The organism is Ideonella azotifigens, assembly GCF_021043325.1.
Taxonomy (GTDB): Bacteria; Pseudomonadota; Gammaproteobacteria; order Burkholderiales; family Burkholderiaceae_C; genus Ideonella; species Ideonella azotifigens.
On sequence record NZ_JAJNKD010000023.1, the window covers coordinates 1 to 12,156 of the forward strand.

10 protein-coding genes are annotated in these 12,156 nt (G+C 67.8%); 3 read left to right on the top strand and 7 right to left on the bottom strand.

Annotated features, from left to right (window positions below; genetic code table 11):
• Nucleotides 1-172: 172 nt before the first annotated feature.
• The 7 genes from LRH25_RS29550 to LRH25_RS29580 are packed head-to-tail and all read right to left on the bottom strand — an operon-like array spanning nucleotide 173 to nucleotide 8,374.
• Nucleotides 173-1,450, bottom strand: a complete 1,278-nt coding sequence (locus LRH25_RS29550) for a glycosyltransferase (RefSeq protein WP_141286245.1) — start codon at nucleotides 1,448-1,450, stop codon at nucleotides 173-175.
• Complete coding sequence (locus LRH25_RS29555; RefSeq protein WP_141286243.1) at nucleotides 1,450-2,709, bottom strand: hypothetical protein; 1,260 nt, start codon at nucleotides 2,707-2,709, stop codon at nucleotides 1,450-1,452. The genes LRH25_RS29550 and LRH25_RS29555 overlap by 1 nt, the downstream gene beginning before the upstream one ends.
• An 8-nt stretch (nucleotides 2,710-2,717) precedes the next feature.
• Entirely contained in the window at nucleotides 2,718-3,062 is a 345-nt protein-coding gene (locus tag LRH25_RS29560) for a hypothetical protein (protein ID WP_141286241.1), read from the bottom strand.
• A gap of 4 nt (nucleotides 3,063-3,066) precedes the next feature.
• Complete coding sequence (locus LRH25_RS29565; protein WP_141286239.1) at nucleotides 3,067-4,521, bottom strand: cytochrome P450; 1,455 nt, start codon at nucleotides 4,519-4,521, stop codon at nucleotides 3,067-3,069.
• A 14-nt stretch (nucleotides 4,522-4,535) separates the two neighbouring features.
• Entirely contained in the window at nucleotides 4,536-5,684 is a 1,149-nt protein-coding gene (locus tag LRH25_RS29570; RefSeq protein ID WP_141286237.1) for a hypothetical protein, read from the bottom strand.
• A 31-nt stretch (nucleotides 5,685-5,715) separates the two neighbouring features.
• The gene (locus LRH25_RS29575) at nucleotides 5,716-6,651 is read right to left on the bottom strand and encodes an MBL fold metallo-hydrolase (RefSeq protein ID WP_231013053.1); all 936 of its coding nucleotides are present in this window, start codon (nucleotides 6,649-6,651) and stop codon (nucleotides 5,716-5,718) included.
• 13 nt (nucleotides 6,652-6,664) lie between these two features.
• Nucleotides 6,665-8,374 (bottom strand): long-chain-fatty-acid--CoA ligase, encoded by a 1,710-nt coding sequence (locus LRH25_RS29580; RefSeq protein WP_310733365.1) that lies wholly within the window; start codon nucleotides 8,372-8,374, stop codon nucleotides 6,665-6,667.
• Nucleotides 8,375-8,576: 202 nt separating this feature from the next.
• Here LRH25_RS29580 and LRH25_RS29585 point away from each other — a divergent pair, with 202 nt between their 5' ends.
• The 3 genes from LRH25_RS29585 to LRH25_RS29595 all read left to right on the top strand — a co-directional run bounded on the left by LRH25_RS29585 (nucleotide 8,577) and on the right by LRH25_RS29595 (nucleotide 11,785).
• Nucleotides 8,577-9,083, top strand: a complete 507-nt coding sequence (locus tag LRH25_RS29585; protein WP_141290144.1) for a hypothetical protein — start codon at nucleotides 8,577-8,579, stop codon at nucleotides 9,081-9,083.
• 59 nt (nucleotides 9,084-9,142) lie between these two features.
• Nucleotides 9,143-10,756, top strand: a complete 1,614-nt coding sequence (locus LRH25_RS29590) for a GMC family oxidoreductase (protein ID WP_231013094.1) — start codon at nucleotides 9,143-9,145, stop codon at nucleotides 10,754-10,756.
• Nucleotides 10,757-10,828: 72 nt separating this feature from the next.
• The gene (locus tag LRH25_RS29595; RefSeq protein ID WP_141291635.1) at nucleotides 10,829-11,785 is read left to right on the top strand and encodes an esterase/lipase family protein; all 957 of its coding nucleotides are present in this window, start codon (nucleotides 10,829-10,831) and stop codon (nucleotides 11,783-11,785) included.
• Nucleotides 11,786-12,156: the final 371 nt, after the last annotated feature.

Sequence of the window (12,156 nt, forward strand, 5' to 3'; positions counted from 1 at the left end):
TGAAAGTAGGACATCGTCAGGCTACTAATACCAGAGTAAAACGCCCGGTCTTTGCCGGGCGTTTCTTCTCTGAAGAACGAACCCTCGCTACTTCGGTGCCGAGGGTTTTTTTGATTTTGAACGACTGCGCCATACGTCACGCTGTTCATGGCGGGTGACATTTCGGTTCCGTTTACTCGTGCGATAGATGATCCGCGGCAAATTGGCTGGCGAGATTGGGACGGCCGGGCAGTGACCGAGCCGGATTGTTAGACTTGCCCAAATACTTTTGGTTTAGCACCCGAGCAAGTGTCTTGCTTATCACGGGGATGTCTAGGCCCTGACTGTCTAACCATGCGCCGGCATTGATCAACGCCAGTCGTTGCCCGTTGTCGTGCTGGTCATAGGCCGAAGCGAGCACCAGCTGTGGTGTGCTTGATGCCAGTCCCTGTGCACAACTACCGATGCCACCATGGTGAATCCAGACGGCTGCCCGCGGGAGCAGATGCATCAAACTGACGGGGCCGGTGATGTGTACTTTGCTGCTCTTGGAGTTGGACGCTTCATCCCGTTGGCCGGCTTGTTCGGATCGGATCAGAACCGCGCGATATCCCAGTTGTTCGGCCGCCTGCAAGGCGAGCATGCCAAGATGGTCGGTGCTGCCGGCTGATCCACCGAAGATCACGACGGGCTTGGGCCCGGCGTCGAGGAACTCGGACAGAGCGACCGGCAGGGCCTGATCGTCCGCTTCAAAAAGTGGGAAACCGCTGTTGACCACACCGCGCCGCGCCCAGCGTTCCGGCACGCGAGCGAAGCTGGCGTCGTACAAGGCCAAGCCGCCGCCTGGTGAATGCACCCAGTCGCCGAATATGCTGCCTGGCAGCCGTTTTGCGCCAAGTGTTTGTTGCCAGCGTGTCAGCACCGGACGTGCCATCGGCTCCAGCTTCCAGCGGTCCACGCCCTTCCACAGCCATTGGCGCACCGGGGCTGGCACAAGCTTTGGCACCTGCCATGTACCAATGAACATCGGATCCTCGACGTTCCTCAGCGCGCTGGGCGCGGTATAGCCCGTCCACAAGCGCAAAGGCAGGATGTCTTGCGCAAGGCGGGCGCCGACGGCCAGTGGTGAAGCCAGCACGCGCAGCGGTTCTGCGCTGCCGTTTGCAAGCGCGCGCAATGCGTCGATCGTGGGGCCGATGGCCGGCACGCAAAGATGCCGCCACAGCACGCCAAAGCCAGCGATCGGTTGCCACAGCCGTGGATGATTCAGCGTCTTGTTGTGCGCGGCTGCGTCAACGACGGCGGTGAACTGCAGACCCGCGGCGCGTGCTGCTTGCTCGTATGGGGCCTGGCTCAGCAGATGGACTTCGTGACCTCGTTCAGCCAGCGTGCGGCCGATGGCCAGGTAGGGGTGCAGGTCGCCTGCACTGCCCAGCGTGACCATTGCGAAGCGCAGGCGGGCGGAGGGCATCAGCGCGCCGGGCTGCCAAAGCGCTGCAGATCGCGAAAGCCCTGCACTGCGGGCGCCGCCTCAAAGCGCCGATCCAGCGCGGACCCGCCGGCGGTGATCGCAAAGAAGTCGTAAAAGCCAACCCGTTCGCCGGCCATCAGGTACTGGAAATGGCAGCGGTACTTGTCGCGTTTCACCTCTCGATAGGTGGCCGCGCTGAACAGTTGCGCAAAACGCGGCGACACGCACTTTGCGCCGCCCAGATCGCCCTCGGGCGCGGTGGACAGGCCATCGAGACAGATGCCGCTCGGGTCGTGCAGTGCAAAACAGCAACCATCCGGCGGGGCGGTCACGTCCAGCCAAAAGAGTTCGGGGGCCCGCCTCAGCGTGTTGAGTTCGGCCCTGAACGCCGTCGCCTCTGGCTGGTAGCTCAACACCGGCATGCACTGGCCGAGCGTCAACAGGCTGAGGCGACTCGAGGATGGCAGTCCTGTCGCTTCGGCCATGCGCAAGGCGCGCGCGACCACGCTGACGGCCAGCATTGCGCCCGAGCTGTGTCCGACGACCAGCACCTCGTCCAAGTCCGGCCGACTGAGCACTTGGTGCAGCCGGCTGGCGAATTCGTCCAACCTGGCTTCCAGGTCCGGCGTCTGGCCGCAGGCTTGTTGCAAGATTACGGTGGCGCTGCGCATCAGCCAGGCCATCTGTGTGCGCGCCTGCAGCCAGCGCGCGGCGAAGAACAGGCTGGGCAGGCCGAACACCAGCAAGGCCAACGCGGGCCACAGGCTCGCGGTGGCGGCTTCCAGGCCCACGGCGGCCAGGAAGAGAAGCAGCAGCGCCAGCGTCACGCCGACGATCATCAGCCCCGGTGCGCTGATGGCCAGGAAGGCCGGCCAGCTGGTCTGCAGCATGCGCCACAGTGAACCGTTGGCCAACATTCGCCAGGTGGTCCGCAGCGTCATGCCGATCAGCTTGGCCTGGCCCTTTGGCCAGTGCTGGCGCACGAAATCGTCCCAGCGCAGGAATTCATAGTCCGTTTCGCAGACTTCGCCGCCCGGGTTCTGCCAGGACAGCGCCCAGGTCGCGGCATGCGCTCCCGCGCGCAGGCGTGGCCCAACGGTCAAGGTGTAGCCGCTGACCGCTGCCTGCTTGGCGGCTTCGCGCTGGTACATCGCGTGGTAGTGCGCCGGGCCTTGCGGATCGAAGCCGCCCAGGTAGAGCACATGCCGACGTCGCACCGGCCTGTTGGCCTCTGCATCTGAAGAGGACGGGGTGGACACGCGCCGCCTCAGAAGATCGTCTGCTTGTGCAGGCCCTTGGCCAGCATCAGGTCGACGATGGGTTGCTCACGCTTGTTGGCACGCTGGCAGTGGCCGCGCTGGAAACTGTCGGTGACCCAGATCACCAGCCGCGCCCACCGCCGGTGCCGCATGCGCCAGGCATGCGAGGAGACCGACTCCCAGGCGTAGCCATTGAACAGCGTGGCATTGACGAAATGGTCCAGCGCACGCACACCGGCCCGGCCGCGCTCGGTGCGGCCGAAAAAACCGACCCATACCAGCAGCAGGTAGCCGGACACCGCCAGCGGCACGATCGCCGTCATCAACACAAAACCCGCCAGCCGCTCCTTCATGCCCTCATCCCGCCTGCCACCGATGGACCTTCAACCGGATGCCATTGTCGGCTCGGATCGTCAGCCGGCCCACTGGCTGGGGCACGTGGCCCGGCACCGGCTCGAAACGGAATTCACGGGCCAGCATTGCCAGGATCAGCGAGGCCTCCTGCAGCGCAAACGCCGTGCCGATGCAGACCCGCGGCCCCATGCCAAACGGCAGGTAGGCCTTGCGCAAGGATTCGCGGGCGTGAGGACAGCCAGCGGCGACTTCCGCATCCGAGGCTTCGCGCTCGTAGCGGTCCGGATCGAAGTCATCCGGCGCCGCCCACAGCTCGCGGTGGCGCTGGATCAGCCAGGGCGAGATGACCACCGAAGCGCCGGGCTTGACCTGCTTGTCACGCATCGTGCAGCCGACCGCTGCCTGGCGTGCAAAGAAGCCGACCGGTGGGAACAGGCGCAAGGTCTCGCGGAACACATTGCGCACCAGCACCATGTCCTTGACGCGGCCGGCCGCCTCGTCGTGGTCCAGCGTCTCCACGCCCACCAGACCGGCGACGGCCTCATCGTGCATGCGCTGCTGCACCTCCGGCGCGTGCGCCAGCAGGTGCAGCGACCAGGACAGCGCGCTGGCCGAGGTTTCGTGACCCGCTAGGAACAGCATGGCGACCTGGTTCACCAACTCGTCGAAATCGAAGCCCTTACCGGTCTTCGCGTCGCGAACGCGCAGCAGTGTCGCAAGGATGTCGTCATCGGGCAGCGCGGCCGCCTCGTCGCCGGCCTTCAGCGCCATTTGATAGGCGTCGTAGCGCGGACGGATCATGCCGACCAGCAGCGAGCGGATCTCTACCGCTGCGCGGTGACTTTGGCGCTGCAGCCACCAGGGCCGCAACCAGCGCAGGCCGAAAAACGCCGGCATCATCAGTCTCGGGGCTAGCGCCTGGTAGCGCTCGAAAGCTTCGAAGACCCGGTGGGCGCTCTCGCCGTCCAGGGGCTGAGAAAGAATCGTGCGCAGGATGATGTCGGCCGCGACGTGCGTCATCTCCACTTCCAGGTCGTGTTCGCTGTCCTCGGGCACCGCGCGCAAGCGCTGCACCATCGCATCGGCCGCGTCGCGCATGCGGCCGAACACGCGCTTGACTCGCGCCGCCTCGAAGGACGGGTTCATCAGTTCGCGCTGGCGTTGCCAGACCGCGCCATTGGTCGTGAAGATGCTGTCGCCCAGCAGCGGCCGCAGCGCGTCGCCCAGCATCTCGTGCTTCGGGAAGTCGGCCGCCTGCTCGACCATGACCTGGCGCACCAGCGGCGGCTCGTTGACCATGTACAGGTCCACACCCGGCAGGTGGATCTCGCCCATCTTCATGCGGTAGCTGCGCTCATAAAGCCCGTCCAGCCAGGAGCGGCGCTTGTGGAAAAACAGCTGCCACGGCCCCGGTTTGCGGGGCGCAGGTGGTGGGTAGTGCGGGCGGAAATGGGTCATCAAAAGCGGCGAGGTCAGGAGGCGCGGGGCTTGGCCAAAGCGGCTTGCCGGTCGGCCAGCGTCAGCGGCCCGGCGGTCAGCGTCACCGGATCGTAGCCGCCCGCCCGCTCAGGTGCGTGCAGGTAGTGCATGTGCAGACGGTGGCGGTCGCGGCGGAGCTGCGCGTAGGCTTCGGGCGACATTTGTTGGTGAAAGCGCGGCGAACGGGCTTCGAGTTGCGCGGCGGCGCCATTGCCGTCCATCCAAGGCGGTATCTGGGCCATCGCAGCCCAGTCAGCCGGTGCGGTGAAGTCCCACCACACCAGCGGCGCATGCGCACGCAGCCGCACCAGCTCCTCGCGGAATTTGTCGGCCGGCAGCTGCCAGACCATCAGCGGCGTGCAGTGGCCCAGCGTCAGCAGCGCAATCTGCGGCCCACCCGGCGCGCCCAGCTCCGGCGCTTTTTGGACCGCCCGCGCCAGCACGCTGACCGCCATGATGGCGCCCACGCTGTGGCCAACGACCAGCAACTCGCGCGCGCGGCTTTGCCGCGCTTGCTGCACCAGCTCGTCGGCCAGCGCATCCAGCCGCGCCTCCATCGCCGGCACGCGGCCTTCGGCGAATGCGTTGACGAAGGCGTACAGGCGCAGCAGCCATTCGCCGTCCAGGCGTTTCTCGACGGTGCGCCACAGCGGCAGCCAAGCCGCCACGCCCAGCACTGCGGCGAGCCAGGCCGGCAGCGGCGTCAACCAGCTCAGCAGTGACATGACCAGCGCGACGCCCACTGCCGTGCCGCTGGCCACGTACAGCGGCATCTGCGCCAACTGGCGCATGTTCGGCGCATGCCGGCGCACGCGGGTCAACACGCCGTGCAACTGCGCACGCACATGCAGCTGATACAGGTCCTTCAAAGCCTGCCGCAGGTGGCGCGGCCAGTGCTGCAGCACGATGTCGTCCCAGCGCATCACCGCGTAGCGGGTCAGCCGTGTTTCCCCATCAGGCGCCTGCCAGTGCACGTCCCATTCATCGCGAATCGCCGAGGCTTCCTGGCGCGGGCCGACCTTCACCTGCTCGCTGGCTTCGGGCTGGCGCTCGCGCACCGCAGCGCGGTACAGCCGGTGGTAGTGCCGCGGGGAGCGCGGATCGAAGCCGCCGAAGAAAAAGACCTGCCGGTGCAAGGACATGCCGCCATTGTCGACGACCACGAGGCCCGTCTCAGGCAGGCAGGGCAGCGGACAAGCGCAAGGTCTCGCTGACCTGCGTCAACAGCCCGTCATCCAGCAGGCCCTGCAGCAGCGCGTGGGCCCAGGCCGCGGCGCCGCCGGGCGTGCCGCTGCGCGTGGCCATCGCGGCGAACAGCGGGGTGCGCTGCAGCCAGACGGTGAGCTCGGCGCGCTCGCGCTCGCGCATCTCCATCATGTGGAACATCACCAGCGCCCGCGCGGCATGGCGCAGGTGGCGCGCCGGTTCGGCGCTGAAGGCCTTCAGGCGCACGCGGCTCGCGGCCAGTGCGGCCGGCAGGTCCTCGAATGCGGCGCCGTGGCCGGGAATGACGCTTCGCGGCGCCAAGCGCTCGATCAAAGCCAGCGTCTGCGCCGCCGGCTCGAAGCCCGGCTGGTCTTCCAGTTCGGGAAAGATGATGGCCAGCCGGTCTTCCCACAGCGCGTCGCCCGAGATCAGCGTGCGCGTCTGCGGCTCAAATAGCATCAGCGCGTCCGGGTCATGTCCGGGCGCCGCGTGCACCTGCCAGTCGGCCGGGCCCAGCCGGACTGTGTCGCCGTCCCGCAGCACGCCATCGACCCGGAAGCGCTCGCAGTACTGGCCTGTGGGCCGGTAGCTGAGCCGGCTTTCGTCCCACTGCGAGACGGCCTCGAACGACGCTGCGGGGACCAGCGTCTGCGGTTCGCCGCGAGCCTGCAGCGCTCGGTTGCCGCCGCAGTGGTCCGAGTGCAGGTGGGTGTTGACGATGCGGCCCAGCGCTGCGCCAGCGAGCGCGCGGTCGAGGAGCGCCAGCGTCAGGTCCGCGTGGCGGGCGTAGCCGGTGTCGACCACGGTGGCTGGCGTCGGCCCGTCGGCCGCGAACACGACGTGGTTGGCCGACAACCAGTCGCGCTGTAGCAGCTGCAGCCCGAGCGCCCGTTGCCACGCCATCACAGCCCGTCGCTCAGGCGGGGCTGGCCACGCGCAGCTCGCGCCGCAGCACCTTGCCCACGTTGCTCTTGGGCAGCTCGTCACGGAACTCGATGAACTTAGGCCGCTTGTAGCCGGTGAAGTTCTCGCGGCAGTAGGCGGCGATGTCGTCTTCGTCCAGCGCCGGATCCTTGCGGACCACGAACAGCTTGACCGCCTCGCCGGATTTCTCGTCCGGTACGCCCACCGCGGCGCACTCCAGCACACCCGGGTGCAGGTTCACCACCTGCTCGATCTCGTTCGGGTACACGTTGAAACCCGACACCAGGATCATGTCCTTCTTGCGGTCGACGATCTTCACGTAGCCGCGCTCGTCCATGATGCCGACGTCGCCGCTCTTGAAGTAGCCGTCGGGCGTCATGACCTTGGCGGTCTCGTCCGGCCGGTTCCAGTAGCCGGCCATCACCTGCGGGCCGCGGATGCAGATCTCGCCCGGCTCGCCGGCCGGCATGTCGCGGCCATCGTCGTCTCGGATCGCGATCTCGGTCGACGGGATGGGCACGCCGATGTTGCCGCTGAACTCGCGCACGTCCAGCCGGTTGCTGGTCGCAACAGGCGAGGTCTCTGACAGGCCATAGCCCTCGACCACCGGGCAGCCGGTGATCTTCAACCACTTCTCGGCCGTCGCCTGCTGCACCGCCATGCCGCCGCCGTTGGACACCACCAGCTCGGAGAAGTCCAGCCGCGCGAAGGCCGGGTCGTTGGCCAGCGCGTTGAACAGCGTGTTGACCGCGGGGAACATGTTGACCTTGTGCCTGGACAAGGTGTTGATCAGCCCCGGCAGGTCGCGCGGGTTGGGGATCAGCAGGTTCAGCATGCCCAGGCGTGCACCCATCATGTAGCAGATGGTGAGCGCATAGATGTGATACAGCGGCAGCGCGCAGACGACGGTGAGCTGCTTGTCGCCCAATTTGTCCAGCATCGGCTTGAACCAGGCCTCTGACTGCAGGATGTTGGCCACCACGTTGCGGTGCAGCAGCGTTGCGCCCTTGGACACACCGGTCGTGCCGCCGGTGTACTGCAGGAAGGCCACGTCGTCGGGCGTCAGCGGCACCGGCTTGTAGTTCAGGCTGCCGCCCTCGGCCAGCGCCTTGTTGAAGCGGGTCACCGTTCGCACGCCATCCAGCGGCAGGCGGAACTCCGGCACCATCTTCTTCAGGTGGCGCACCGCGAAGTTCACCACCATGCCTTTGACCAGGCCCAGTTGGTCGCCCATTGCGCACAACAGCACATGCTTGACGGAGGTCTGCGTGACCACTTCAGCCAGCGTGTGCGCGAAGTTCTCCAGCACGATGATGGCCTGCGCATCCGAGTCTTTCAGCTGGTGCACCAGCTCGCGTGCCGTGTAGAGCGGGTTCACGTTCACCACCACGCAGCCCGCACGCAGGATCGCGCCCATCACCACCATGTACTGCGGCAGGTTAGGCATCATCACCGCGACGCGGTCGCCCTTGCGAAGGCCCTTGGCCTGCAGCCACGCGGCGAGGTCGCGCGAGCGTTCGTCCACCTGGCCGAACGTCATGCGGGCACCCATGCAGTCTGATGCGTCGCGGCTGGCGTGCTGGCGCCAGGCTTCTTCCAGCAAGGCGACCAGCGAGGTGTAGCCATCTGTGCGCACGGTGGCCGGCACCGAGGGCGGGTAATGCTGCAGCCAGGGGGCGTGGGAAAGTGCGGCAGTCGACACGGCAAGTCCTGTGGTCAAGGCAGAGAGACGGTTGAAGAAGCGAGCGCATGCTGCCCCAGCCGGCGGCATCGCGCTACCGTGGTTCTCCTGTCGCTAGCGAGACAGCACAGACCCTTGCCTGGGAAGCTCAGGGTTTGTCATGAAGCAGGCTGGCTCGCAGGGCCCTGGATTTGGCCGGCATGGCCCTGCCACACTGCCGGCCATGCAAAGAAGAACCTGGTTGAAGTTGGGCGGGACAGCCGGCGTGCTGCTGGCCCTGGCCGGCACCGGCGCCGTCTTGTGGGCTCCGGGCTGGCGCGACGACAGGCTCAGCCAAGCCGCGCGCAGCTTGTTCGCGGCAGTTGCCGGCGTGGTGCTGGACGGCAGCCTGCCCGATGCACCAGCACCACGTGCTGCAGCCCTGCAGGCGCACCTGGTTCGCCTTGAGGCCTCGTTGCGCGGGCTGGCGCCGGCCACGCGCCAGCAGATCTCGCAACTGCTGGCCGTGTTGTGCATGGCGCCTGGCCGGCTGGCGCTCACCGGTCTGCCGGTCGACTGGGCCCAGGCCACGCCGGACCAGCTCGCGAACATGCTGCAGTCGCTGCGCATGTCGTCCAACACCACGCGCCAGCAGGTCTACCACGCACTGCGCGACCTCACCAACGCCGCCTATTTTGCCGACCCCAGCACCTGGGCCGCGATGGGCTATCCGGGGCCGCAAGCCGTATGAGCCTGTTCAGTCGTTCGAGCGCGCCGCGTGCGGCGATTCCCCTGGCCGCGGCGGCTGCCGTGTCCAGCATCCCCGATCCCATCCGCGCCGGCCTGGCGGCCGGCTGGCATGTGAAGGGTGGCCCGCATGGCGAGTTGCCGGCCTCCTTGACCTGCGACGTGGCCATCGTCGGCAGCGGCGCCGGCGCCGGCATCACCGCCGAACTGCTCACGCGCGCCGGGCTGCAGGTGGTGATCGTTGAAGAAGGGCCGCTGCGCTCCAGCAGCGACTTCCGGCAGATCGAGGCCGAGGCTTACCCCACGCTGTACCAGGAGAGCGCCGCGCGCAAGACGGTGGACCAGGCCATCACCATCCTGCAGGGCCGCTGCGTGGGCGGCTCCACCACCGTCAACTGGACGACCTCATTTCGCACGCCGATCGACACGCTGGCCCACTGGCGCAGCCACTTTGGCCTGAAGGACTTTACCGAAGCCGGCATGGCGCCATGGTTCGAGCAGGCCGAGCAGCGGCTGTCCATCGCGCCCTGGCTGACCTCGCCCAACGAGAACAACGACCTGCTGCGCCGCGGCACCGAAAGCCTGGGGCTGGAGAACGGCAGCATCCGCCGCAACGTCAAAGGCTGCTGGAACCTCGGCTCCTGCGGCTTGGGCTGCCCGACGAATGCCAAGCAGTCCATGCTGGTGACCACGCTGCCCGCCGCGCTGGCCGGCGGTGCCACGCTGCTGGTGCAGACTCGCGTGGAACAGCTCGAATTGCGGGGCGGCCGGGTGCAGGCCCTGCACTGCGTGCCGGTGCAGCTGGACGGCAGCGTGGCCGCGGGCGGCGGCACCCGCATCGTCGCGAAGCACGTGGTCGTCGCCGGTGGCGCGATCAACTCGCCTGGCCTGCTGCTGCGCTCCAAGGCGCCGGACCCGCACCAGCGCCTGGGCGCGCGCACCTTCCTGCATCCGGTGGTGATCTCGGCCGCGCTGATGCCACAACCGGTCGAAGGCTGGCGCGGCGCGCCGCAAAGCATCTACAGCGACCATTTCCTGCACACCGCCGCGGCCGACGGGCCGATGGGCTACAAGCTCGAAGTGCCACCGCTGCACCCGGTGATTTTCTCGTCCTCGCTGATTGGTTTCGGCCGCGAGCAGGCCGAGTCGCTGCGCCAGTTCCCCAACACGCATTCGCTGTTGGCCTTGCTCCGTGATGGCTTCCATGAGCAGTCGCCCGGTGGCCAGGTGCGGCTTCGCAGCGACGGTAGCCCTGAGTTGGACTACCCGCTGACGCCTTTCGTGATGGAAGGCGCCCGGCGCGCGTTGCTGAGCATGGCCGAGATCCAGTTCGCCGCCGGCGCCACGCAGGTCATGCCGGTGCATGAGATGGCCCGTGCAGCCGGCCGCTGGCCCGAGGCGCGAGCCATGATCGAAACCCTGCCGATGCAGCCGCTGCTGACCCGCGTGGTCAGCGCCCATGTGATGGGCGGCTGCGGCATGGCCGGCGACGAAACCCGGGGCGTGGTGCGGCCGGACGGCCTGCACTGGCAGATCGAGAACCTTTCTGTGCACGACGGGTCTCTCTTTCCGACCAGCATCGGCGCGAACCCGCAGCTCTCGGTGTATGGTCTGGCGAACCGGCTGGCCACCGGGCTGGCGCAGCGCCTCGGTGCAAATCCGGTCAGTTTGGCCTGAGCCCGGCGCGGGCGGCAGCCTCGGCGGCCCGGAACCCCGAGAACTTCAGATGACACGACAAGGAACAGACCGATGGTGGCGCGCTGGCAGCGTTTTCTGACGCTGCTGGGCTTTGCACTGGTGCTGGGTGGCGCAGGCTGCTTGCTGGCCCAAGGCCATGCCGGCTGGGCCTTGGCGCTGCTGGCGCTGGGCCTGTGCGGCCACGCGGCTTGGCTGGGTTTGACCTGCGCACTGGCCGCGTGGCAGAACCGGCGCGACGCGGCATCCACCGTTCCAACGGCGAGCGCTGCGCAGTGGCTGGCCGCCTGGTGGGCCGAGGTGTGCACCGCGCCGCAGGTCTTCTGCTGGCGCCAGCCCTTTCGCAGCCAAGCCGAGCCGGACGTCCTGCCCGGCGATGCGCAAGGCCGCATCGGCGTGGTGCTGGTGCACGGTTTCCTGTGCAACCGTGGCTTCTGGAACCCCTGGATCCGCCGTCTGCGCGCACTGGGCGTGCCGTGTATTGCCGTGTCGCTGGAGCCGGTGTTCGGCTCGATCGACGACTACGTGCCGACGCTGGAAACGGCGGTGCGCCAGCTCAGCCAGCTGACCGGCCGGCCACCGCTGCTGGTTGGCCACAGCATGGGCGGGCTGGCGATCCGCGCGTGGCTGCGAGCCAACCAGGCCGGTGGCGGGAGCGACGCGCGGGTGCATGGTGTGGTGACCATGGGCTCACCGCACCACGGCACCTGGCTGGCAGGCTTTTCGCGGCGGACCAATGGCGAACAGATGCGCCAGCACAGCGCCTGGCTCAGCACGCTGGCGGCCAGTGAATCCGCCTCAAGACAGGCCTTGTTCGTGTGCCTGTTCAGCCACTGCGACAACATCGTGTTCCCCGCCCGCAGCGCGGTCTTGCCGGGCGCCAGCGCCGTCCTGCACGTCGCGGGTGCAGCCCATGTGGACCTGATGCAGCGTCCCGAGAGCTTTGCCGCCGTCTGCCATGCGCTGGGGCTCGCGCCGGCCGACACGGGCGCTGTGCTGGCCGTCGGCTGACAAGATTCGCCGGGTCAGCAGCCCGGCCGGGCCCAGCCACAGCGGCAGCGTCTGCAGCCACAGCAGCGCCCTGGCATCGGCTTCGACCGTTGCGTCGTGTGCGGCGGTCTGCCAGCTGAGCAGCCAAAGCGTCCAGGCCAGCAGCACCGCACCGGCTTGCAGCCCGCCCACCCAGGTCCGCGCCCAGCCGGGGTGCACACGCTGCGCCAGGCACTGCCGGCAAGCGGCGGTGGCCAGCCAGGCGGTGCTCAGGTGCAGCAGCGCGGTCACCAGTCCCATTGGTGCGTCGTGGCCGCGCAGCGAGGCCAGTGGATCCAGGGCCGGCAGTGCCGCCAGTCCGCAGCCCACCGCCAGTGACAGGGCCAGGAACA

What these genes read in the sequence shown, in the direction of transcription:
- LRH25_RS29575 (WP_231013053.1), bottom strand. Translation starts at nt 6,651, where the DNA reads ATGGCGTGGCAACGGGCGCTCGGGCTGCAGCTGCTACAGCGCGACTGG.
- LRH25_RS29595 (WP_141291635.1), top strand. Translation starts at nt 10,829, where the DNA reads ATGGTGGCGCGCTGGCAGCGTTTTCTGACGCTGCTGGGCTTTGCACTG.
- LRH25_RS29550 (WP_141286245.1), bottom strand. Translation starts at nt 1,450, where the DNA reads ATGCCCTCCGCCCGCCTGCGCTTCGCAATGGTCACGCTGGGCAGTGCA.
- LRH25_RS29565 (WP_141286239.1), bottom strand. Translation starts at nt 4,521, where the DNA reads ATGACCCATTTCCGCCCGCACTACCCACCACCTGCGCCCCGCAAACCG.
- LRH25_RS29560 (WP_141286241.1), bottom strand. Translation starts at nt 3,062, where the DNA reads ATGAAGGAGCGGCTGGCGGGTTTTGTGTTGATGACGGCGATCGTGCCG.
- LRH25_RS29585 (WP_141290144.1), top strand. Translation starts at nt 8,577, where the DNA reads ATGCAAAGAAGAACCTGGTTGAAGTTGGGCGGGACAGCCGGCGTGCTG.
- LRH25_RS29570 (WP_141286237.1), bottom strand. Translation starts at nt 5,684, where the DNA reads ATGTCCTTGCACCGGCAGGTCTTTTTCTTCGGCGGCTTCGATCCGCGC.